The organism is Rhodococcus sp. 06-462-5 (genome assembly GCF_002258315.1).
GTDB lineage: Bacteria > Actinomycetota > Actinomycetes > Mycobacteriales > Mycobacteriaceae > Rhodococcoides.
In genome coordinates this window covers 72,935-96,209 of record NZ_NOYD01000014.1, presented here as the reverse complement: position 1 = coordinate 96,209, position 23,275 = coordinate 72,935, and the positions used below count along the sequence as shown (strand labels likewise).

Genomic DNA, 23,275 nt, shown 5'->3' with positions numbered 1-23,275 from the left:
TCGATCAATCGACGCTGCATGCTGCCAGAGGAAGATCGGCGAACCGATCCATCAGGAACTGGGCAGCCTCGCCGCCGTAGCCGTCGATCAGCTGCGGTCCGAAGTGGTTGGGCAACACCGCACCCTGCAGAATCGGCGGCAAACCGTTGCTGCGGAACTCGACGCTCGCGCCCCGGTCACACCAGTCGTACGCCAATTGCCGGGCCTGGCCGTACGGCACTGTGTCGTCGTTGATTCCGCTGGTGATCATCACCGGTGCATTCGGCGTACTGCGGCCGATGCGTTGCTCGTCGAAGATCGCCCCGGCCTGCGGGATGCCACGCAGGTTCTCCAACATGGACTTGCCGTCCTTCGTCAGCGTCTCCGTGCGCAGGAACGGGTGCTCGAGAATCGTGTCGCCGATGCATTCCGTCGACAGTTCGTTCAGCACCGCCTTGCCGTGATCGGTGATTCGCTCCTCGATGAGCGGCCGCAGACTCGGGTCCCGTTCGACGAATCCGTTGAGGGCATACCCGATCACACCGCCGATCAGCGTCCCGTCGACCGTCTTCAACACCTCGAGCAGATCGGCCGTCGGAGCCCCGGCCCACGTCCCCTTCATGTTCAGCTCCGGCGCGTACTCGCCGGCGAGTTCCGCAGCGGCGGCGGCCGCTCCCCCGCCCTGTGAGTAGCCCCAGATCCCGATCGGTGCATTCTCGTCGCCGGCCAATTCTGTTGCTGCACGGGCACCGTCGAGCACGGCGTGCGCCTCCTCCACCCTGTTCACGTACGTGTGGAGGCCGGGCGTTCCCAGTCCGATGTAGTCGGTGACGAACACGTTCGCGCCCATCGACCCCCACAGCGTGGACGAGAGCAGTTCCTGATTGAACGAGATCGACAATGGTTGCGCCACAGCGTTGATCGAGGTGGGAAATGCTCTCGACGGGGCGCACTGATCACCCTGCCCGACGGTTCCGGGGGCAACGACGACGGTCGGTCGCGGGCCGGCTCCGCGCCACGGAACCTCGGTCTCGATGAACGTGCCCGACACTGCCACCGGCGTATCGTCCTGTGTCCGAGAGTTGTACAACACCCGCTGCGCCTGCGCCGGATACGAGCCGTCCGTCCCCGGCAGAGCGGCGAACAACGACATCGGTTGCGTCCGCACGACGGATCCCGGACTGTCGTCGAGTTGCGCAGGTGGCACGTAGAAGTCGTCGACGGGATCGGCGTGCGCAGTCGAGGTACCGAGTGCGGTCACCGTGGACGCGAGTACGGCGGTTGCGACGACACCGATCATGGTGCGATACAGATGCATTGGGCTCTTTCTGCCGAGGGGATCAGATGTTCGTGCCGAGGTCGCGGGCGACGATGTTGTCCAGCGCTCGTTCGGCCAACGCCGCGATGGTCATGGACGGATTGCAGGCCGCGGTGTTACCGGGCATCAACGCACCGTCGAGAACGTACAGTCCGCGTTGACCGTGCACACGGCCGTCGAGGTCGCACACCGGGCCCATGTTCGCCCCGCCCAACGGATGCCAGGTGGACGGGAACAACGCATTGGTATCGGTGAGGATGCTGCCCGAACCTGCGATGCGCCGGACCGTCGGATCGATGGAGCCGTCCTGAATGACGGAGTCGCCGTTGGCCGGCCAGTGCAGTTGGGCCTCGTCTCGCGCCGAGTCGTAGCCGAAGTGGCCGCGCCCGTCGCTGACTCCGTATCCGACGAGCATGGTGCTGCGCGCATCGAAGGACAGTGGCGGTATCGATGCCTGGATGACCGTGTGAGCGGTACGCGGATCGTCCCAGTTCAAGCTGCCGAACACCACCGGACCGCCCTGCGGCGTACCGAACTGCTGCTCGATGCTCGACCACACGTAGATGCGATCGCCATTGGTACCCCAGCCCTGCCCGAGCTGGTCCGGTAGATCGGGAATCGCACCGGTGGCACCTGCGCGGACAAGCAGCTTGGTGGTGTTCAGACTGCCTGCGGCCATGATCAACGCGCCGGTGGTGAGGATCTTGTTCTCCAACACCGTTCCGTCGGAATCGATTCGATCGACATGGACGGTCCAGCGACCATCGGTGGCACGCTCGACGTGCGTGACGTTGTGCTGGGTCGCCACGGTGGCCAGCCCCGTCGCCTCTGCAGCTGCGATGTAGGTGACGTCGACCGAATGCTTGCCGCCGTTGTTCACGCCGAATGCACCCGCACCGTTGGTGTACGACGGCTTCATCACCCCGCGGGTTTCGTCGAGGGCGTAGTTCCAGTCGATCGGCATCGGAATCTTCGACACCGGCAGACCCGCCCGACGCGCACTGTCCGCGAACACCCGCGCCGCTCGATAATTGGGAGTGTCGATCAACTCGTCCGGGGCCTGCGCGAGCTGCAGCATCCGCGCGACCCGGGGGTAGTGGACTGCATTCAACCTCGTCCAGTCGAGCTCGACCGGAAAGTGCGTCTCGAACACGGCCTGCGACGGCTGCAGCGTCATCCCCTGATAGATCAGGGATCCACCGCCGACACCCGCGGCGCACAGCGCGGTCATGTTGTCGCCGGGGACGGCCTCGAGCAGGCCAACGTACGGATCGAACGGAACGGGCCTACCGAACAGATTGGGGCTGGAGCCGTACCACAGCATTCGCTTGTCCGGCGCGGTCGCGTTGGGGAAGGTATTCGCATTCGGCCCTGTGGGCCAACGCCTTCCGCGCTCGAGCACCAGAACGGGGATGCCGGCCTCGGCAAGCCGCAACGCTGCGACGCCGCCGCCGAATCCGGATCCGATGACGACTACCCGATGGTCCTCGCGGGTGAGCGGAATCCGGGTTCTGGTTCGGGTGTCCGCGCGGGCCACACCGGTCCCTGCCACGGCAGCCAGACCCGCAACCGCGGTAGCGCCCAGAAATGACCGACGATTCAGATTCGACACGTTCCCCCCACGGTTGCTGACGCGCACGCATCGAGACTCGGGTCACATGTACGCGCGGTGCCAAACTAGACAGAAGGGGACTTGGGTGTCAAGTTTTTCTTGCTAAGCAAAGGGCAAGACCGGGATCAACCACCGTTCGAGGTAGTCACGCAAACCGTCGTCCTCGTTAATGGACGGGTCGTCGAACAGGATCACCGACAGCCCCACCCGCACGACGACCCCGTCGATACCGTCGAACTGCGCGGAATCGAAGCCGGGATTGCGCTCGACGTATCCGTCGAGAAACTGGCGCACCACCGGTAGCGCCCGATCCATCATGTCCGCGTCGAACAGCGGGTTCGCGTTGCCCGAGCGCAACAACGAGTTCAGAACAGGTTCGCGGCGAATGAGATTGCGCGCAGCGACCACGGTCTCGACGATGAACTCCGTCGGAGTTTCGGCCTGATCGGCCTTGTCCCTGATACCGCCCAGCACGTCGACGATCAGGCCCACCATCGCCTCGGAGACCATGTCCTCGCGGGTGGTGAAGATCGAATACACCGTCTGCCGCGTGACACCAGCAGCACGAGCCACGGCCGCGATCGTGACGCCCTCGAAGCCGGACTCGGCGATCAACCCGAGTGTGGCATCGAGAATCTTCTGCTTGGACCGCATGGTCCGATTATGACGCCACGGGCGGACGATATGCTCACGCTGTTCGACACAGGGGGGGTTCTGGACTTGAACGACGAGACAACTGCCGGATCGACGCGGCGCACGATCACCGGCACCACCAGCGGAGACCTCGAAGCCGTCGAATTCGACGGGCTGATTCACGCTCGGGGGATTCCGTACGCCACGGCCACGAGATTCCGTAGACCCGAACCGGTCGACACTCCGGGTACGACGCGCGACGCCACCCGCCGCGGCCCGGTGTGCATTCAACTTCCCTCCCGGCTCGACAATGTCACTGGCCCGATGATCGACGGGCTCGAACAGAGCGAGGACTGCCTCGTGTTGACGGTGACCGCTCCTGCTGCGGCGGAGGGACTTCCGGTCATGGTGTGGCTGCACGGCGGTGGCTACGTCTCCGGGGGCGGAGAAGCCGAGAAGTGCGACGCCGACCACCTAGCTCGGGAAGGTGTCATCGTCGTCAGCGTCACCTTCCGGCTCGGCGGGTTCGGTTACCTGACCCCGAAAGGCGAAGGGGACAGCAACATCGGTGTTCAGGATCAGATCGCGGCACTGCACTGGGTGTCGAACAACATCGCTCGATTCGGTGGTGAACCGCACAACGTGACGGTGTTCGGTCAGTCCGCGGGCGGTGATGCCGTCCTCACGCTGATGGCGTGTGAGGCCGCCGAAGGGTTGTTCTCGAGAGCAATCGTGCAGAGTGCCCCTCTCGGATTGCGATCGGGTCGTTCGGCTCTGTACGACACGGCACGAACGGCGTTCGCAGCTCACTTTCGCACGGATCCGGCTACCGCTCCCCCGTCGGACGTGCTCGATGCCGAACACGCCGTGACGCGTGCCGTGCGCAGGTTCGGTGCCGCGGGCGGAATGCCGTTCGGGCCGGTTGCTCACCTCGAACCACTGTCCGGTGACCCCGACGACGCGCTACGCCGAAGCGCCCCTCGCGTCGAGCTCCTGATCGGTCACACCAGAGACGACGCTGCTCCGTTCGTGGACATCGTAACGAACATGCTGTGGCTCAACAGGTTCGGCGTTGTCAGTTCGACACTCACAGCGCCAGTCGTCCGACTCGTCACCAGCATGCTGTTCGGCGTCGACGGGATGGTGAAGATGTGGCACCGCGCCGGAGGTCGCGTCGCCAGCTATCGGATCGACTGGGCACCGAAAGACGCACCGCTGGGGGCATGTCACTGCATCGAGTTGCCACTGCTGTTCGGAGACGCGTGGTCGGACGCGCCGATGTTGGCCGGCCACACACCGCCGACGGCGTTGGCCGCCAGGGTACGTCGCACGTGGGCTGCGTTCGCCCGAGAGGGAGTGGCCGGGCTGCCCGAGCGCTCGCTGGTGTTCTGACATACACCTACTTCAGCTCGACCTGGTTGCCTCTCATCGCCGGTGCACCCAATGCCGTTGTCCAGGAGGGAATCTCCGAGGGCAAGACTCCAAGCCTGTTGGCGTAGACGACGTCGAGCGTGGTCTGTTCGAGATCGGATCCGGAATATACGGCCGGTGTCGCGGGAAACACCCGGTCGTTCGGGGTGGTGCCGGCATCCTGCGGCCCGGGGTTACGCGATGGCACCTGATACGAACCGTCGTTGTACGAGCCTCCTGGATACTGCGGAGCATTCTCGCCGCTGCCGGGAACTGCGCTCGGAAAGCACTGCGGCCCACGACCGTCCAGGAACCTCGGCTCGTCCTGATTCGGCAGGTAACGGCCCTTGGGGTTGACGAACTCGGCCGTGCCCTGGATTCCGGGAAACTCACTGTCCGTCTCGAGCACTTCGGGAATCTGAGGCGTCACGGCGACGATCTGGTCGAGGAAGCAGTCGACAGTCGGAATGTACTCCTCGAGCGTTTCGACCAGCTCTCGCGAGTCGGCCGCCACACCGATGATGTCGTCGGAGTTGGCCGCGAGGAAGTCCGCAGTGGTCGAGGAACTCGAGGTCAGTGACGCGATCAGGGTATCGGTCGCAGGACGACGTTCGACGACCGTGTTCCCCGTGACCCGGAGGTTGTCGAGAGCGTCGACCAACGACGGTAGGGCCTCGGAGTAGGTGTCGACGAGATCCGCGACACCTCGAATATCGTCACGGAGTGACGGCATCTCGACGTTCAGCTGCGCGAAGATGTTCTCGAGCCGGTCGATCGTGGAGCCGAGCTGCTCACCCCGACCGGAGAGTCCTTGCGCCAGCGCACCGAGGGTACTTGTCAGATCCTGAGGGGGCACGGCCTCCAGTAGCGGCTGCAGGCCGTCGAGCAACACCCCCACCTCGATGGCGCTACCGCTGACGTCCTGCTCCAGCACAGAGCCATCGACGACGGGGTCGGCGGAACCCGTGGGGTCGAGCAGGGCGACGTACCTTTCTCCGAAGAGGGTCTTGGGCAGCAAACGCGCAGTGGTGGACGACGAGATTTCCGAGGCGTATGACGGTGTGATGGCCAGATGCGCGACGACGGCACCATCGTTCGTAGTGGTCGAATCGACATGTCCGACAACAATTCCACGGAACTTGACGTCCGCGCGTTGCGGCAGGGCGTTGCCAGCGGAGTCCAGGATCAGGTCGACGCGAACAACATCGTCGAACGTTCCGTCGTACCGGGTGACACTCCATCCGACGAAGAGTGCCACCACCACGAAGAACGCAGCACCGAGAGGGATGGTGGTCGACCGTCGGTGCGCCTCGATCATGTCGAGGCCTTACGGAGCGAGTGATTCATGCCCTGTTTCCCCGAGTGCCACCCGCCGCACGAGCCGCTCACTTCGGGTCGGACACGAGGTGCAACGGAAGAACTGAGAATCGATGAATGACGTTGTTCACGGCGATCCGAGGTGTTCCTGCCAATTCGATCCGATCGACGTGATGTAGCAGAGCACGCAGTATCGCTTCGGTCTCCATTCGAGACAGCCCCTGGCCTGCGCAGCCGTGGACGCCGTATCCGAAGCCGACGTGTGCGGACGCATCGCGAGTGATGTCGAACCGATCGGGTTCCTCCCACACCAGCTCGTCCCGATTCGCCGACGCATACATCACCAGTAGTTGCGACCCCGCAGGCACCGGAACTCCGCCGATCACCGAATCGGTCTCGGCGCGTCGGGCGAACGCCCGCAACGGAGACTCGATTCGGATCACCTCGTTGATCGCGTTGGGCAACAGTGCATCCGGGTCCTGCCGCAGCAGCTCCCATTGATCCGGGTTCTCGGCGAACAGCCACAACGCGGCGGCGATCCCGCTGACGGTGGTGTCGATCGACGGCCCCAGATAGTCCATCAGGAAGGCAGGCAGATCGGCCGCGCGGAGGCGACCTGCGTCGATGTGCTCGATCATCTCCTCGGCAATACTTCCCGGAACCACGTCACGTCTACGGGCGAGGCTGTGTACGAAGTACAGCATCCGAAGGCTCGCAGTCGTTGATCTCACCGAGACACCGTTGAGCGGGCCGAGCATGTCGAAGATGGCCCCGGCCCATTTCACGAGCTCTTTCCTGCCACGCTGCGGCCAGCCGATCAGGTCCGGCACCACCGTCATCGGCAACTTCATCGCGATGTCCTCGACACCGTCGACGAAGCGGTCGGCCACTGCAGCGCGAACGACCTGATCGGCGAACGCATCCACGTCCGCACGCATCGGACGCAGCGCCCGCGGAGTGAGTCGATGCGCAGCCACCTTCCTCTGCGCGACGTGCGCATCGTCGTCGGACATCAGGAAACTGCGGTTGCCGACCCTGCGAGCAACGGGATTCATCGCGACGCTGCCCGACGAGCGGTATGTCGCATCGTCCGCCAACACCTGCTTGACCTCGGTGTATCGAGGCAGGGCGTACATCCGCTGCTTCTCCAACCACACCACCGGACCGAGTTCGCGCATCGCCCGATAGTGGGGATAGGGGTCTTCGATCGCCGAGACCGAGTACAAGTCCTCGGTATAGATCGGGAGGCCCGTCGGCGCTCGCCGACGACCGAAGCGGGTCCTCGACACATCCGTCGGGCGGGGGTGGGCGGACCCGGCAGCGACCGGGCACTTCTGCACATCGGAGATCCGATCGGATGACATCGACAGGCCCTTCGGCGTTCGGTGAGATCGCGGTGCTCGTGATCCCGTGGGCTGGAAACTCACCACAGTGTGTCGGAGCACGTGCCCACCAACCAGAGGCACGATGCATCGACTTCGTGCTTCTGCGGTGCACTTCGCACCATCATTAGTACTGTGTCGCTATGCCGTGGGACCGACCGTCAGAGCGAACACGCGACCTCATCCGTCAAGGCGCCGAACTCATCGTCCACCACGAATCGACATGGCTCGACGCCTTCACCACCGGTTTCATGCAATCACCCGGCATGGAAGCCACCCTCGTCGACCCAGTGCTCGCGACGGAGACCGAACGAGCCGCCCGTGCCGCCGTCGTGCGATGGGCGATGTCCAACATCACCGACCCCGGTGCGCCTGTCGTTCCTGCTCTCGACGCGGACATCGTCGACATATCCAGAGACCTCGTCCGCCGGGGACTCGACGACCTCGCCCTGAACAGCTACCGAATCGGTCAGACGGCCTCATGGACGTTGCTCGTACGCGTCGCGTTCTCGCTCACCTCGGAGCCCGAGGAACTCGAGGTTCTCCTCGATGTCTTGGCCCAGTCGATCGCCGATTACATCGAAGGCACACTGGTTCTGGTCGCCGAACGTGTACGCATCGAGCGCGAGGAGCTTCACAGAGGGACCCATCCGCAACGAAGGGAAACCCTCGCTCTGCTTCTCGAAGGTGCACCCGTCCCCATCGATCGGGCAGAGATGCGCCTGGGATACAGCCTCCACCGGACCCACACGGCCGTCGTCGCCTGGAGTACCGAGCCGGGTACCGAGCTCGGTCACCTCGAGCGCACGATCGCACGCCTGGTCGAACGCGCAGACAGCCCAGCACCGTTCACCATCGTGCCTGCTACCGCCACCGTGTGGGCATGGGTTCCGAGCGATACGAAGATCGACGTGCGACATCTCGTTGACCCGATGGGCGCGGCCTCCGATGTTCGAGTCGCCATCGGATCGCCCGCCCACGGTCCCGACGGATTCCGGCGCTCCCACACAGAAGCACTTCTCACACAACAGATGCTGAGCAGATCACCCTACGGGCAGCAAGTAGCCACCTACGACGAGGTGAAACTCGCGGCCGCCATGATCCCCGACCGAAGCGACCAGTTCCTTCGCCAGACGTTGGGCGGCCTGGCAGACGCGGACGCCGCCCTTCGGCACACGGTACTGACGTTCGTACGGGAGCTCGGAAGCGTGACGCGGACAGCGGAAACGCTTCACGCACATCGCAATACGATCGTCCGGCGACTTGCCCAGGCAGACACACTGCTACCCAGGCCGCTGATCGACAACCCGGTTCACGTCGCTGTGGCACTCGAAATCGCGCACTGGCACGGACCGAGCGATACCCATCGACACCGATCCCGTGGCCAATCGGAGACTCGGGACTGACCTGGGCGACGACTCGTCGCCCAGGCAGCTAGCGGTCCAGTCGAAGGTCGGCCAGTACCCCCGCGACCACGAAGCCTCCGGCAACGGCGCAGCCGGCCACTCGGGTGCGTTGAGGAAGGTACGCGGTCAGAGCGAAGGCACCGGTATCCCACACATCGACAGCCACCCCGGCGCGAAGCAAGGGACGCACGAGCGTCGGGGCGTACTTCGTGGCCGCATACAGTCCCCCACCGATATAGATTTCTCGAATCCCGAAGGTGCGGGCGGCCGCTCGCGTGGTCGCCACTGCCGCGTCGGGACCGGCGAGCAGTTCGTTGGCGCGGGTGGGAGCGATCATGTGGGCGACGCCGATCGCGGCGCGGCCGAGCCCGACGATCTCGGGGAGTCGTCGAACGAGTGTGGTACCGAAAGACATTGTCATATTCCTTGTTTGGTGGAGACCGAGCTGTCGCGGGCGAGCCGCCGGAGCAGGCCGACCGGCTTCTTGATTCCGAAGGCCACGATGGTGGTGCGGCCGTCGTCGTGATTCCACTGCAGGAGGGCCGATCCCTCGTCCATCGACCCTTCGAGAATGGTCGGTTCTCCCCGAAGAGGAAGGGGGCCGACCACTTTGATGGACAGTCCGAGGATCTCGGTCCAGAAGTAGTCGTCGGTGGGCGGACACGTCGGCTCGAGGCCGAGAGCGGAGGCCGCGGCCACCTTGCCCTGCGCGACGGCATTGGACCAGAACGGGGCGCGGGCCGATGTTCCGCGGGAGTAGGTGACGTCCCCGGCTGCGTAGACATCGGGAACCGTCGTGGTGCAGAGTTCGTCGATTCCGACACCGTGACTATCTGCGATTCCGGTGCCGTCGAGCCAGTCCGTCTCGGGAACATCACCCGCGCAGGTGACGACGAGATCGGCTGTGCGAGTGCGATCGTGGAGCTCAATTCCGGCGACAGGATCCCCGGTCAGGGCAACCGGCCCGTCGGCCCTGACGAACTGGATCGAGGAGTCCTGGGCGCGGGCGGCGATCGCGTCGGACAGAAACGATCCCAGGAGCCGTTGCAGCGGAGGGTCGACATCGACGACGGTGACCTCGATACCCCGTGCGACGCAGGCACTGGCCACTTCCATGCCGAGGAAGCCTGCCCCGACGACGATCGCTGTTCGAGCCGAGTCCAGCTTCGAGCGCAGAGATCGAACGTCTGCGAAAGTCCGCAATACATTCTCGCCCAACTGATTCGGACCGGCGATACGTCGGGCGGACGCTCCTGTCGCCACGATGAGGGCATCGTAGGGAACGTCGGTGCCGTCGGTGGTGGTCACGGTGCGTCGATCAGTGTCGACCGAGACAGCGCGATCGGCAACGGTAGTGACGTCGAGATCGGACAGGTCCCACGTCTCGGCTTCGGCCCCTTCGCCTTTGAGAACATGCTTGGACAAAGGCGGTCTGGCGTAACAGCCGTCGGCGTCCGCACCGATCATCGTGAGTGCCCCGTTGTGCCCTCGAGCGCGGAGCTCGCGGGCCGCGGTGCAGCCCGCGATGGAGTCTCCGACGATGACGATCCGACGGCCTCCGAGGCTCACTTGCTCTCTCGGAGAGCTGCCACCGGACACACACCCACGGCCGAACGTGCCCCGGCAGCAAGTTCGTCGGGTATGTCGTCGTTGTCGAAGGCGTAGTGCAGTTCGCCCTCGTCGTCCAGGCTGAACACCTTCGGAGCTTGATCGGCGCAGATGCCGTGGCCTTCGCACCGATCCCAGTCGACGTCGATTCTCATTTCTGTGTCCCTTCTGCGGCCACCAATGTCAGCGGCAGCTGTTCGTAGCGGTGAATCACGTTGTTGACGGCACGTTTCGGCGTTCCCGACGGGACGAACCGTTCCACTCGTCGCGCCAGTACTCGGAGCATGGTCTGCGTCTCGAGTCGAGCGAGACCCTGGCCCGCACACCCGTGCACTCCGGATCCGAATCCGAGTTGCCTGGCGGCGTCGCGGGTGACGTCGAAAACATCGGGGTTCTCCCACCCGCGTTCGTCACGGTTCGCCGACGCGTAGATCACCAGCACGCGTGCGCCTTTCGGGATCGGTGATCCGTCGATCTCGACATCGCGCACTGCTCGGCGAGAGAACGCCCTGATGGGGGACTCGTATCTGACGACCTCGTTGACGGCATTCGGGATCAGATCGGGGTCCTGGCGGATGGCCTGCCACTGCTCGGGGTGACGAGCGAACAGATCGAGTGCCCCGGAGATCGCTCCGATCGTGGTATCGAGCGATGGGCCGAGGTAGTCGATCATCAATGCCGGGCAGGCGGACTGGCCGATCCTGTTCTCGTCGGCGGCTTTCAGCACGTCGTCGCCCATGCTCCCGGGGAGCACCGATCGCTGCCGCACGACCTTCCTGGAGAACGCGAGCATCTCGGTGGCGGCCTTCACGGCCGTGACGGAGTGACGATTGACGGGCCCGAGCGAGTCGAATGTTGCTCCGGCCCAGCGGAGAAGCTCGTCGCGACCGTCTTCGGGCCACCCCACGAGGTCGGGCACGACGGACATCGGCAGCGCCGTGGCGAGGTCGTCGACACCGTCGACAAACCTCTTGCTCAGGGCCGCATCGACGATGCTCTCCGCCTTCTCCTCCACTGCGGCCGTCATCTTTCGGACGGCTTTCGGCGTCAAACGGTGCGCGAGAACTGCACGCTTGGTCGCGTGCTCGTCACCGTCGCTGTTGAGCGTCGTACCACGGCCGAGCCGGTTGGCAACCGGATTGAGTCCGACCCCGTCCCCGGAGATGAAGGTCTCGTCGTCGAGCAGGACCTTCTTGCAGTCGGCATAACGCGAGATGGCGAACACCTGCTGATTCGGCAGCCACACCACTGGTCCGAGCGCCCGGAGCCTCGCGTAATGCGGGTACGGATCGAGGATCGCATCGGTGGAATAGATGTCGGTGCGGTACTGGGGGATCGTCGCGTTCGTTGTCATGAGGTCCTTCGCCGCCGGAAGAGTAACTTCGCCCTGCCTGCGCAGGATATTGACGATATCGTCACCCATGACACAGCCGCCGGTCAAGCTTTTTGACGAATTCGTCATGAATGGAACGCGATAGGCTGCCCTCACTCACACCGCAGACCAGGAGCAGATCGTGACCGAAGGCAACCGCGTCGAGCGCCGCAAGGCACGCACCAGAGCCGCGCTGATCCGCGCCGCTCAAGGGCTTCTCGCCAGCGGAAACACCAACGCCCCTGTCCTCGAGATCACGCAGGCCGCCGACGTCAGCAATGGATCGTTCTACAACTACTTCGAGAGCAAAGAAGAGCTGTGGCAGGCGGCCATCGACTCCGCCCTCGAATCCGCAGGCGACTATCTCGACTCGCTCACCGTCGACCTCGACGACGCGGTCGAGAAATTCACTCAATCCTTTCGATTGTCCGGACGCCTCTTCCGACTCGAGCCGGAACTGAGTCGTGTCCTGCTGAACTCCGAAGCCGCGGCATTCGCCGCAGCCGGGGGCCTGGCACCGCGTTCGCGCCGCGATATCGAATCGGCCGCCGCACAAGGACGATTCGACGTGGACGACCCGGATGTCGCACTCGCCATCGTGGCAGGCTCGCTGCTGTCCATGGGACGACTGCTGCTCGCACAACCCGAGCGCGACGAAGCGGCAACCGTGGACGACACGACGAAACGGGTCCTTCGAGCACTCGGAATCTCTGCCGTCGAGGCCGAAACCTTGTGCAGCCGAGAACTTCCGGCGTCCTATCGAGGAGGAGTGCACGCAGCGATCGACCCCACGGCCCAGCCGACCGAAGTCAGTCGTCCGCAGCCCTGAGCGCGACACTCAGCGCCTCTTGCGCCGATATGTCCGCTTCGATCGCACCGCGCATCTCGGCATCGTCGAGGTCGACGAGCAACGGAGAATCGGTGTCGGACTGTCCGCGCACATCGGCGAGTTCCTGCTCGCGATCTTTCGCTCGCCGATAGACGGCAAGGGCCTCGTCCTGCTTCTCTCGTGCAGTGGCCATGTCGTCAGGCTCTCTGGTGTCGCGCGGGGGCGTGCACAGGCACTTCGACGGGCACCGATGCGTCCACGGGTTCGACCTTCCGATCACTCCCACGTGCGCTCATCTTCATGAAGTTCTGCAGTTCGTCGTGAATAGGTGTGTCGGTCATGAGACTCGACCTTCTCGACCTTCGATGATCAGGTCGGTTCGGTTTCGCTGAACCATTGTGTGCGCTGAACGAGCGGCGTGACACCGACCCTACGGTCTTTCCTCCCACGCGGTCCGCGCTGCGCCGAACATCCTCGACCAGAACTCCGTTGCTCTCGACGAGCTGGGGGCTCGGGGTCTACTGTCGCTCATGTCGACAAGTTCGATCACGAAGAAGCGGCAGTCGATGGTCGGCCCTCGGTACACAGCGCGGGGTACCGGCGACTCGAACCTCGGCACACATTCCTGCCGAGGACACCTGCTGCTCGACCGGGACACGCACGGCTGCAGCATTCGACGTACAGGATCGAGTCCGAGTGCTCACCTACAGCTTCAATCTCGATTACCGGGGCATATGCCCCATCTGCGAACAGATCACGTTGGGAGAGAACGTCATCGATTCGCCGGCCGTCGGACCGATGAACAGCCGCATCTATGCCTCCTGTGAAGCGTGCGGATGGGAAGGACCTGGCTGACAGCTCAGCCGATCACCGGCGTGCGGTCCTTCGTCAATTCGTCGAGTTCTGCTTGCATCGCCGAGTGGACTCGGTGAGCGAAGTCCTCTGCGGACTCGTCGGGTTCGGGACGCATCGGCGCGAGCACCGACGTCTCCAACTTCGTGGGTAGCGGGAGATACGGAAGCAACCCCACCACTCCCACGTTGAAGCCCCATGGGATCGACACCGACAGCGGGAGCGTCTTGGTCCGAAGCGATGTCTTGTGCAGCCCGAGCGCTTGGGCGATGCGCTTTCCACTGCTGAGGACCAGAAGAGACTCACCTGCGCCCGCGGTCACGACCGGAACGATCGGCACCCCGGCTTCAATGGCCAGACGGGCGTAGCCGCTGCGTCCGGCGAAGACGATCTCGTTGCGATGCCGCCACGATTTGAGGGCATCGAGGTCACCACCGGGGAAGACCACGACATTGTGTCCCTCCTCGAACGCATCGAGAGCATTCTGCCGGGCAGCAGGCCGAGCACCGAACGGCTCGACCAACTTTCCTGCACGCAGTGTCCACGCGATCTGGTGCGTCAACGCGATCACTTCCCGGGAAAGCTTCAGATCGTCGTACGCCGCCGCGAATGCGAACACGTTCAGATCGATCACTCCGCCGAACCCGTGATTGCACACGAACAACACCGGCTCTTCGGGAACCGGTTGTGCGACCGACACTTCGAGGCGGTTGTACAGACGGACCGCATTGATTCCCATAGTCCGAATCGCCCGAGGCACTATATGCATGCGCGCACTCTAGCCGGGCGCGCGCGCATCCATATCGGATTCACCCCGGCCGTGGTCGGTTCGGGTGGCGGCAGTGAAGTAGCGGCCCCACTGCGAGCTCAGGAAGCCGGCGAGCGACGCACCGGCATCGGACGCGGGGGCGGTCGTTCGCCACGCCACATGGCCGTCTGGGCGAACGAGGACCGCTCCGGTCTCACCCACCTCGTACAGGCGAATCAGCTCATCCCGAGCGGCATCTGCCGGTAGTTCCGCAGAGATCAGAGTGACGCCGGGTCCGACCTTCTCGAGCTCGGACACCACGCCTGCCCACCTGTCGCCGTCGAAAGTGAACAGCGACAGCGTGTTCGGGTCGAGTGTCTCGTGCACCGGCACCTGTGCACCGCCTACCGAGACCACCGAGTGCGGGAGTCTGGCCCCCGGGTACGTCGTGGGCAGATAGTCGACCACGTCTTCGGCGGGTTTGGCCGAGGGATCCCGTGCGATCAACGGACCGGCATAGAGGTAACCGAACTGCAAGCCGATCGACACGAAGTGCTCCACCTGAAGCGGGATGGCGTCGGCGATCTCGCGACGAAGCTGGGCGGACCCGGGTGCGTCGGGATCGACTTTGTGCGATCGCGCCATCTGCTTCCGGGTGGCAGCGGCAGCCAATGGCGCGATCAACTTCCCCGGAACCTTGTTCAGCGGCGGCCGACCCACCACCTGAGTCGCTTTCGCCAACATCTTGTTGGTGATGCCCACCCTCTTCCCGATGTCGTCCATCCGGAAGTGGTTCGCCACACTCTGCTCGGCGAACTTCTCCACCACCGGACGACGCTCGGTCTCGTAGGTGTCCAACAGAGACGGGGACGCGGTGCCGGACAGAACGGCGTCGAGCTTCCAGGCCAGATTGTGGGCGTCCTGAACACCCGAGTTCAGCCCGAAACCACCGGTGTGCGGAAACCGGTGCGCCGCATCGCCGAGCAGGAGCAGACGGCCACGACGGAACGCATCGGCGGTCTGCGATGTCATCACCCAGGTCCCGGTCGACTCCAGATCGAAGTCGTGGTCTCCCAACACCTTCGGCAGCGTGCGTGACCAGTAGGCTCGACTGTCCTTGGCGATCTCCTGGTCGGGGTGCAGGTACGCCGTCATCAGAATGTATCGATGGTCGGCATGCGCGATCATCACTCCGCACAGGTCCGGCGTGTAGATCCAACTGAGCAGCGGCCGAGCATCATCGGGGAAGAGTGTCTTCGAGGTGAAGAAGGCACTGCCCATGTTCGCCAGGACAGGTCCGGTCAGTCCGACCCCGGTACCGTCTCGTGTCGCGCTGTTCGCACCATCGCATGCCAGCACGTACTCGGCCTCGATCTCGGCCACTCCGCTCGCGCAACGCCCACGCACACGGGCACCGGACGGGTCGGTGTCGACGGACTCGACAGTGCATCCGCGTCGAAACTCGATCAGCGGTTCGGCGTCGAGAGCGTCCCATAGTGCGGGCATCAACAGATGCTGGCCGATGTGTGAGACCAGGAACGGACTTTGGCTCTCGACGATGGCCTTGCGCTCGGGGTCCGAGAGTAGGTCGATGGAACCGATGGCCTCGTCTGCCAGATCTCCGTACCAGCTGATGAGGTTGACGGTCTCGTGCGGCGGCGACATCGCGGCGATCGATCGCGCCAGCTCGGGGCTGTATTCGTTCCAGATCTCGAGGGTGCGGGCGTTGATCACGTGCGCGGCGGGATGAAAGAGCGGCGCGTCTCGTCGCTCGAGCACGACACTGCGAATCCCTCTGCGCGCCAACAGCAACGCGGCGGTGCAACCAGCCGGGCCGGCTCCGACCACGACGATCGGCACGGTCATCGGACCACCGTCTCCTGCGTACCCAGATCGATGACTCCGTCGGCGGTCTTGATTCCGGCGGTGATCACATCGTCGACCGAGAGATACTTCGGATTCTTCGCCTGCCGGGCGAAGAAGAACTTCCACTTCAGCGCAGGCGGAATCAACTCACCGATCTTCTGCACGATCTTGGGCGGCGCGGAAATGGCGGTGCCGATCGGTGTTCCGGTCAGGAGTACGTCACCGGCGGTCATGTTCTGGAAGCGCGCAAGCCGCGTGAGTGCCTCGGCCGGCGGGGTGATCAGGTCGTTGCCGATCGTCTGGTCCTGACGCGTCTCGCCGTTGACCGCCAGGGTCATGTGCAGCTCGGGGATTCGTCGGAGCTCGTCGTTGTCCAACAGCACCAATCTGGGGCCGAGCGGGGTGAACGTGGGATACGACTTGCTCTCGTACACCTGAACTTTCGTCAACTGGATCTCGCGCGCGGACACGTCGTTCGCCACTATCACCCCGGCTACGTAGTCCGAGAGGTTCTCGTCGGTGACCGTCGTACCGATGGGAATCTCGGCACCGACGACGATCCCGAGTTCGATCTCGTAGTCCAGCAGCGCCACCTCGGGTGGCTGGCGGATGGGATCGAACGGGCCACTGACCGATGCCGAGGACTTGCGAAAGAAGGTTGGCTGCAAGGTGTTCGGGTCGGAGCCGGCATCGATCGCGTGCGACCGATAATTGAGCAGCTGCGCCACCACCCGGCACGGTGTGGTGACCGGAGATACGAGCTCTAGCTCGTCGACACTCGACCCCGCACCCGACGCGCCGGTGATGGCGTCGCGATCGGCAAGAAGTTCGCGGGTGGTCGCGGCCGTCGTCTCGATACGGATTGCACGGTCGCCGTCGAGGCGCCACCAACCGTCGATGGTCCGGACTACGTTGACTGACATGTGAGTCTCTATCCCCCTGGTTCGATCGAAATCGGCTCGTTCACAAAGTTTTCGGCGTGATGGTCTTCTTGTTGGCGACGACCGGATGCCCGGGCCGAGTTCCGGCCTCGCGTCGGCGAAGTTCCTCGTGCGGCACGCCGTTGCGCAGCTGGCTGAGCAGGTAATCGGGGTCGATGTTGACGCCGATCGGGTTCTGCGCGAACTCCTCGGTGAAGAAGAACGCCGCAGTGTTCTCCGCATCGAAGTTCTCGACCTGGAATTCGAGGCGCACCCCATCGGGATCCTCGTAGTACAGGGAGATCGTCGGTCCGTGATTGATCGACCAGACGGGCAGGATGCCCAGCCGCTTGAGCCGCACGTAGTTCTCCAGCAATCGTTCGAGCGAGATGAACGTCAGCGCGATGTGGTCGATGCCGTACGCCTTACGCCTGAACTTGGCGAACGGGAACAGGAACCGGACGGGCTTCGGCACGGCAATGATCGCCAACCGGTGCGACTCGTCGTCCCAGGTCAGGAAGGTGATTCCCTCGTCCTGATAAACGATCTCGGCACCGAACACCGCTCCGTACCACCGCACCATCTCCTCGGTGCGAGCCGACTTGACCACCCAGTGGGCGATGAGATCGGGCGCAACCCTCGGCGCTTTCCGACTCTCTGCATCCTGCGTCGCACTCATCGAACGAGCCTTTCCTCGGGTCACCTGTTGTGACCTACGCTACGACCACTTTGACTGGCAGTCAAGAAATTGATCGAGCGTCAGGAGAGATTGCGCCGGGTGGGCTAATGTCGGATCGGTGTCGAACACCTCGCCCACCGGTGCCGAGCGGTCGCGCCGTGCCCGCCCCCGATTGGACCGTCGGCAGGCCTTGATCGACGCCGCCATCGAGCTGCTGGCCGAGGGCAACAGCGCCGACATCAGCGCAGCCGCGATCTCCCGTCGAGCCGGCGTGGCGCACGGGCTGCTGTTCTACTACTTCACCGACAAACAAGGCCTGGTCGCGGCCGCACTGGCCGACGTGTTGTCGAAGTTGTCGGACTTCCAGGAGCCTGCCGCCGACGAGGAGTCCGTACGGGCACGCATGGAGGGTTTCGTGCGACGCCACATCGAGTTCCTCGAGCGTCACCGCGCGCTCTACGTCCGCGTGGTCCGGGAAGGAGAACTGGGCGATTCCGTCGTCGAACATGCGGTTCGAGAAGCACGGGCCGAGGGTGCGCGACAGGTCGCAGCACTCGCAGAACTTCCGGAACCTTTGTCTCCGTTGCAAAGTGCCGCAATCTCGGGCTGGACCGGCTTTCTCGATCGGACCGCCGACGCGTACTTCGACACCCCCGAACTCCCGCTCGACGCAGTCGTCGCGCTCGTGGTGGACACGTTCGAGGCGGTCGTGAACGCAGCGCAGCCCCGACCCGACGCGCGGCCCTAGAGGTCAGGACGACCAAGTTCAGTACCCCTGAACGGTCCGAAACCGTGCAACCTGCACGGTCTACAAAGCACTACTTGCGCAACCCGGGATGCGGCTGGTCCACTGTCCGTCATCGCAGCACAGTTGCATTCCCTCGGCGATTCGAAACCCGAACGCCCGTCCGGACCGCAGGACCACACTCGGCCCTCGTCGTCCGCTTCGCAATGTTCATTGCCCCCGGCACATTCGACGTCGATTCAGGAGCACCTGTCATGACCAGCATCAGTCCCGCCGACCGCCGCTCGCCCGCCGGTGACCACCGCGACCTGCACGAGCTCGCCCAGCGGGTACTGTGGCTGTCGACGTCGATGATTCACCATGCCAATCGAATTCGGCCCAACCCGACCGGACTCAAGGTCGGCGGTCACCAAGCCTCCTGCGCGTCGATGGTCTCGATCATGACCTCGCTGTGGTTCGAGCAGCTGCAGCCCGGCGACCGCGTGTCGGTCAAGCCTCATGCCTCGCCGGTGCTGCACGCGATCAACTACCTGCTCGGTGAGTTGGACCAGAAGTACCTGACGACACTCCGTGCGTACGGCGGTCTGCAGTCCTACCCGTCGCGGGCCAAGGACCCGGATACCGTCGACTACTCCACCGGATCCGTCGGCATCGGTGCCACGGCCCCGATCTGGGGAGCGATGTCCCGACGCTTCGTCGAGGACCGGTTCGGCCCGGAGGAATCCACACCGAAGACCCCCGGCTTCAGCGGACGGCAGTACTCGTTGGTCGGTGACGCGGAACTCGACGAAGGCGCGGTCTGGGAAGCGATCATCGACCCGGGCATCGCCGAGCTCGGCGAGATCGTCTGGATCGTCGACCTCAACCGTCAGTCGCTGGACCGGGTGGTCCCCAACATCGCTGCACGTCGCCTCGAGAAGATGTTCGAGGCCGCCGGCTGGCAGGTCATCACCGTCAAGTTCGGCCGGTTGCTCGAAGACCTGTTCGCCAAGCCGGGCGGCGACGCTTTGCGCACGCGCATCCTGGACATGCCGAACCCGGAATACCAACGTCTGCTGCGCTGCACCGCCGACGAGGTGCGCACCAGACTTCCGGGGTCGGGTACCGACGCGACCGCCATTGCCGACCTGATCGCCGATCTCGACGACACACTGCTGACCGAGTCGATTCGCAACCTGGGCGGACACGATCTGGATGCGTTGCGCGAGGCCTACTCTGGCATCGACGACACCCGCCCCACCGTGATCATCGCGTACACGGTCAAGGGATTCGGTCTGCCGACCCAGGGACATCCGCAGAACCACTCCTCACTGCTGACCGTCGAGGAATACACAGAACTCGCACGTACCCTCGGCACCGATCCCGAGAAGCCCTGGGGCCGGTTCGACAGCGACAGCGGACCCGGGCAGCTGTGTGCTGCCACCGCCGAACGGCTACGCCGCGAACCGATTCCGGCGGCGACGCCACCTGCCGTCCCCACCGACATCGGACGCACCCCCAAGGGCACGGCCACCACGCAGGCCGCGCTGGGCCGCACCCTGATCGACCTCACCCGAGAAGCCCCCGACGCGGCTCGTCGTGTCGTCACGGTCAGTCCCGACGTCAGTTCGACCACCAACCTCGGCGGTTGGGTCAACAAGGTCGGCGTCTGGTCGTCGTCGGATCGACACGACTGGTTCGGCGACGACGCCGAGACGATCATGCACTGGCGTGAAGGGCCGTCCGGTCAGCACATGGAACTCGGTATCGCAGAGACCAACCTGGTCGGCCTGATGGGCGAGCTCGGTGCCACGTGGAGCCGTTGGGGAGAGCCGCTGTTCCCGATCGGTGTCATGTACGACCCCTTCGTCGAGCGCGCACTCGAGCCGTGGTCGTACGGCATCTATGCGGGTGGTCAATCGATTCTGGTCGGCACGCCGTCGGGAGTCACCCTGGCCGCGGAAGGTGGAGCGCACCAGTCGATCAAGACCCCGTCCATCGGACTCGAGCAGCCCGGCTGCATCACTTACGAGCCCGCATTCGCCATCGACGTCGAATGGACACTGCTCGCCAGCATCGGCCGACTAGGACGCCCCGACGGCACTTCGGCATACCTGCGTCTGTCGACGCGTCCCGTCGACCAGTCGAAGGCGGACGTCCCCAGCGATCCGGCTGCCCGGGAACGCAGGCGTCGTCAGGTCGTCGCAGGCGGCTACCCACTGGTGCGTCGAGACGGAGCGACGGTGACCATCGCGGCCATGGGAGCGTTGATGACCGAAGCTCTGGACGCCGCAGCGCGTTTGGAGCAGATCGGCGTCATCGCCGACGTTCTGTGCATCACCAGCCCGGGCGAGCTCTACCGCGCGCTGCAGGCCAGGCAAGGACACAACGTCGGCGAATCCTGGATTCTCGATCAACTGCTGCCTGCCGAGCGTGCGACCCCGATGGTGACGGTGCTCGACGGCCATCCGCACACCCTCGCGTTCCTCGCCACCGTCAACCGGGTTGCGTCGACGTCGTTGGGCGTGAGCAACTTCGGACAGGTGGGCTCACTCGACGAGGTGTACAAGCACCACCGAATCGACACCGACTCCATCGTGGGCGCAGCTCTCGATGTGACCGGTCAGTGACACGGCCCCTCCGACAGCGCAAGCAACCATGACCGCATCGTCGACGGTGCCGCTCGCCACCTCGGCGATGTCGGGCTTACTCGAAAAGGTTTACACAGTAGATCGTCTCGACTGATCAGCGAACATCTCGATCGCCCCGCTCGCACGCGCGGGGCGATCGGCATTTCACGCGAGGTACTCCGCGAGTCCGTTCAAGGTGGCGGTGAGCTTCTTCCTGAACGTGCCCTGCAGCGCCTTGCCCACCACTCCGAACAGCAACGGACTGGTCACCTGCAGCTCGAGCGTGACGGCGGAGCCGCTTGCGCGAGCGGCGCAGTTCATCGTCAGCCGAATCTTCGATCCAGTCGATCCGGCACCCACCAGGACCAATTCCTCCGGTGCACACAGACGTTCGACCTGGAACTCGATGGTGTCGATGATGCTCGCGATCTTGATCTTCTCGACCATCGTCGACCCGACTTCGAGGTCCCTCGGAGGCGTCTCCACCCACTCCTCGTGCAGGGCATGCCACTTCTCGAAGGTGCTGACGTCGGACAGAGTTGCCCACACGTCGTTCTGCGAGGCAGGCAGTTCCTGCGTCATGGTGATGTTCAGCATCGGAGGTTCCTTCGCTCGAGGACGGTGTTCCACCAACTACGCCACACAGTTGATCGGAAGTCAATGTTGACCTCAGGTCAAATTGCGCTTAGCTTCGTGACACACGCCTCACAGCCATGGGGCCGAACCGGAAGACGAGCCATGACGACTACCGAAGCGCTATCCGTTGCAACCGCCACCGATGTGATCGCCAACCTTCGAGCCCTCGTGCCCGACCTGAAGGCCGTTGCCGCCGAGAACGAGAAGGCACGACGCCTCTCCGAAGACACCGTCGACGCTCTCCGCCGCGCGGGCGCATTTCGAGTCGCAGCACCGGCGAAGTTCGGCGGACTCGAAACCGACCTGCGCACCATGCTCGACGTGTCCGCGATCATCGCCGAAGGTGACGCCGGTGCCTCCTGGGTGACCACCCTGTCCAACGTGAACAACTGGGCGGCAGGCCTTTACAGTGACGAGGCTCAGGCCGAGATCTACGCCGACGGACCGGACGCCATCATTTCCGGCGTCGTCACCCCGGGCGGCACCGCCCGGAAGGTCGAGGGCGGCTACCGACTGACGGGAACGTGGCCCTACGCCTCGGCCAGCCTGCACTCACAGTGGTTCACCGGCGGAATCATCATCAACGACGAAGACGGCGACATGCTCGACCAGGGCATGGCGCTGCTCCCGCGCGCGGACTACCGCGTCGACGACACCTGGTACGTGGCCGGCATGCGTGCTTCCGGTAGCAACACCGTCGTCGCCGAGGACGTGTTCGTCCCCGAACACCGGATGCTGTCGATGATCCCCGCATTCAGCGGTGCCAACGTTGCCGAACGTACCGACTCCGCCTTCGCCCGTTCGGCCTTCGGACCCATGCTCGTCATGGTCCTGGTCGGTCCACAACTCGGAATGGGCCGCGCTGCAGTGGAACTGGTACGAAAGAAGGCCGCAGAGAAGGCCCTCGCCTACACCGTGTTCGACCGTCAGGCCGATTCGGTGGCATTCCAGATGCTGCTCGCCGAAGCAGCGCTGAAGGTCGACACCGCGCACCTGCACGCCTACCGCGCAGCAGAAGACGTCAAACGTTGGGCCGAGGCCGGCGTATATCCGGACCTGCTCTCCCGTGCCCGTGTTCGCGGGGACGCAGCCGTGGCGCTACGGAGCATCAACGAGGCGCTGAACATGCTCGTCGATGCCACCGGTGCCGGAGCGTTCGCCGAAGTCAATGCTCTGCAGCGCATTTGGCGTGACTCCAATGTCGGTGCCCGCCATGCCGTCATGCTGCCGCGAGTGTCGATCGAGACCTACGGCAAGGCGCTGCTCGGCTTCGATCTGCACGACCACATCACCCCGATCATCTGATGACGCCCTAGGCTCGTACCGAGCCCTCGGTGACAGCCGGACGGGCAGG

22 protein-coding genes are annotated in these 23,275 nt (G+C 64.3%); 6 read left to right on the top strand and 16 right to left on the bottom strand.

The window, feature by feature from the left end; genetic code table 11:
* Window positions 1-4 precede the first annotated feature (4 nt).
* The 3 genes from CH251_RS10215 to CH251_RS10205 all read right to left on the bottom strand — a co-directional run bounded on the left by CH251_RS10215 (window position 5) and on the right by CH251_RS10205 (window position 3,563).
* Entirely contained in the window at window positions 5-1,297 is a 1,293-nt protein-coding gene (locus CH251_RS10215; RefSeq protein WP_256978945.1) for a lipase family protein, read from the bottom strand.
* A gap of 22 nt (window positions 1,298-1,319) precedes the next feature.
* On the bottom strand, window positions 1,320-2,909 hold the full coding sequence (locus tag CH251_RS10210) for a GMC oxidoreductase (protein ID WP_094613052.1): 1,590 nt from the start codon (window positions 2,907-2,909) through the stop codon (window positions 1,320-1,322).
* Window positions 2,910-3,011: 102 nt separating this feature from the next.
* Complete coding sequence (locus CH251_RS10205; protein ID WP_094613050.1) at window positions 3,012-3,563, bottom strand: TetR/AcrR family transcriptional regulator; 552 nt, start codon at window positions 3,561-3,563, stop codon at window positions 3,012-3,014.
* A gap of 66 nt (window positions 3,564-3,629) precedes the next feature.
* On the opposite strand from CH251_RS10205, the gene CH251_RS10200 reads away from it, so the two are divergent.
* Window positions 3,630-4,934 carry a carboxylesterase family protein gene (locus tag CH251_RS10200; RefSeq protein ID WP_256978944.1) on the top strand — a complete coding sequence of 435 codons (1,305 nt, stop codon included), beginning with the start codon at window positions 3,630-3,632 and terminating at the stop codon, window positions 4,932-4,934.
* Between the two features lie 7 nt (window positions 4,935-4,941).
* Here CH251_RS10200 and CH251_RS10195 read toward each other — a convergent pair whose 3' ends face one another.
* Together CH251_RS10195 and CH251_RS10190 are read right to left on the bottom strand one after the other, a co-directional pair.
* Window positions 4,942-6,270 carry an MCE family protein gene (locus tag CH251_RS10195; RefSeq protein ID WP_094613047.1) on the bottom strand — a complete coding sequence of 443 codons (1,329 nt, stop codon included), beginning with the start codon at window positions 6,268-6,270 and terminating at the stop codon, window positions 4,942-4,944.
* A gap of 67 nt (window positions 6,271-6,337) precedes the next feature.
* Window positions 6,338-7,447 carry a cytochrome P450 gene (locus CH251_RS10190; RefSeq protein WP_094613320.1) on the bottom strand — a complete coding sequence of 370 codons (1,110 nt, stop codon included), beginning with the start codon at window positions 7,445-7,447 and terminating at the stop codon, window positions 6,338-6,340.
* A gap of 347 nt (window positions 7,448-7,794) precedes the next feature.
* On the opposite strand from CH251_RS10190, the gene CH251_RS10185 reads away from it, so the two are divergent.
* Window positions 7,795-9,057: a CdaR family transcriptional regulator gene (locus CH251_RS10185; RefSeq protein ID WP_094613045.1), complete on the top strand. Its 1,263-nt coding sequence runs from the start codon at window positions 7,795-7,797 to the stop codon at window positions 9,055-9,057.
* A 28-nt stretch (window positions 9,058-9,085) separates the two neighbouring features.
* Here CH251_RS10185 and CH251_RS10180 read toward each other — a convergent pair whose 3' ends face one another.
* From CH251_RS10180 to CH251_RS10165, 4 genes are read right to left on the bottom strand one after another with little or no spacing between them, the layout of a single operon-like run.
* A complete protein-coding gene (locus CH251_RS10180; RefSeq protein WP_256978943.1) occupies window positions 9,086-9,472 on the bottom strand; it encodes a hypothetical protein in 387 nt (128 codons plus the stop codon).
* A 2-nt stretch (window positions 9,473-9,474) separates the two neighbouring features.
* Window positions 9,475-10,626, bottom strand: a complete 1,152-nt coding sequence (locus CH251_RS10175; protein ID WP_094613043.1) for an NAD(P)/FAD-dependent oxidoreductase — start codon at window positions 10,624-10,626, stop codon at window positions 9,475-9,477.
* Window positions 10,623-10,820 (bottom strand): ferredoxin, encoded by a 198-nt coding sequence (locus CH251_RS10170; RefSeq protein ID WP_094613042.1) that lies wholly within the window; start codon window positions 10,818-10,820, stop codon window positions 10,623-10,625. Before CH251_RS10170 ends, CH251_RS10175 begins: the two co-directional genes overlap by 4 nt.
* Window positions 10,817-12,019, bottom strand: coding sequence for a cytochrome P450 (locus CH251_RS10165; protein ID WP_094613319.1), 1,203 nt, complete (start codon window positions 12,017-12,019; stop codon window positions 10,817-10,819). Before CH251_RS10165 ends, CH251_RS10170 begins: the two co-directional genes overlap by 4 nt.
* Window positions 12,020-12,179: 160 nt before the next feature.
* Between CH251_RS10165 and CH251_RS10160 the strand changes: the two genes are divergently transcribed.
* Complete coding sequence (locus CH251_RS10160; protein WP_094613041.1) at window positions 12,180-12,866, top strand: TetR/AcrR family transcriptional regulator; 687 nt, start codon at window positions 12,180-12,182, stop codon at window positions 12,864-12,866.
* Here the strand turns inward: CH251_RS10160 and CH251_RS10155 are convergent.
* The 6 genes from CH251_RS10155 to CH251_RS10135 form a co-directional block, all read right to left on the bottom strand.
* Entirely contained in the window at window positions 12,847-13,059 is a 213-nt protein-coding gene (locus CH251_RS10155) for a hypothetical protein (protein WP_094613040.1), read from the bottom strand. The two genes, CH251_RS10160 and CH251_RS10155, sit on opposite strands and share 20 nt — an antisense overlap.
* Window positions 13,060-13,063: 4 nt before the next feature.
* Complete coding sequence (locus CH251_RS27450; RefSeq protein ID WP_179273433.1) at window positions 13,064-13,207, bottom strand: hypothetical protein; 144 nt, start codon at window positions 13,205-13,207, stop codon at window positions 13,064-13,066.
* A 518-nt stretch (window positions 13,208-13,725) separates the two neighbouring features.
* Window positions 13,726-14,487, bottom strand: coding sequence for a lysophospholipid acyltransferase family protein (locus tag CH251_RS10150; protein WP_094613039.1), 762 nt, complete (start codon window positions 14,485-14,487; stop codon window positions 13,726-13,728).
* 9 nt (window positions 14,488-14,496) lie between these two features.
* Complete coding sequence (locus CH251_RS10145; protein WP_094613038.1) at window positions 14,497-16,332, bottom strand: FAD-dependent oxidoreductase; 1,836 nt, start codon at window positions 16,330-16,332, stop codon at window positions 14,497-14,499.
* Entirely contained in the window at window positions 16,329-17,255 is a 927-nt protein-coding gene (locus CH251_RS10140) for a fumarylacetoacetate hydrolase family protein (RefSeq protein WP_094613037.1), read from the bottom strand. Before CH251_RS10140 ends, CH251_RS10145 begins: the two co-directional genes overlap by 4 nt.
* Window positions 17,256-17,295: 40 nt before the next feature.
* Entirely contained in the window at window positions 17,296-17,931 is a 636-nt protein-coding gene (locus tag CH251_RS10135) for a VOC family protein (RefSeq protein WP_094613318.1), read from the bottom strand.
* A gap of 118 nt (window positions 17,932-18,049) precedes the next feature.
* Between CH251_RS10135 and CH251_RS10130 the strand changes: the two genes are divergently transcribed.
* Together CH251_RS10130 and CH251_RS10125 are read left to right on the top strand one after the other, a co-directional pair.
* On the top strand, window positions 18,050-18,679 hold the full coding sequence (locus CH251_RS10130; RefSeq protein WP_094613036.1) for a TetR/AcrR family transcriptional regulator: 630 nt from the start codon (window positions 18,050-18,052) through the stop codon (window positions 18,677-18,679).
* A 251-nt stretch (window positions 18,680-18,930) separates the two neighbouring features.
* Window positions 18,931-21,285 (top strand): pyruvate dehydrogenase, encoded by a 2,355-nt coding sequence (locus tag CH251_RS10125; RefSeq protein WP_094613317.1) that lies wholly within the window; start codon window positions 18,931-18,933, stop codon window positions 21,283-21,285.
* A 165-nt stretch (window positions 21,286-21,450) separates the two neighbouring features.
* Here the strand turns inward: CH251_RS10125 and CH251_RS10120 are convergent, their stop codons facing one another.
* On the bottom strand, window positions 21,451-21,882 hold the full coding sequence (locus tag CH251_RS10120) for an SRPBCC family protein (RefSeq protein WP_094613035.1): 432 nt from the start codon (window positions 21,880-21,882) through the stop codon (window positions 21,451-21,453).
* A 141-nt stretch (window positions 21,883-22,023) separates the two neighbouring features.
* On the opposite strand from CH251_RS10120, the gene CH251_RS10115 reads away from it, so the two are divergent.
* Complete coding sequence (locus CH251_RS10115; protein WP_094613034.1) at window positions 22,024-23,226, top strand: oxidoreductase; 1,203 nt, start codon at window positions 22,024-22,026, stop codon at window positions 23,224-23,226.
* Window positions 23,227-23,275: the final 49 nt, after the last annotated feature.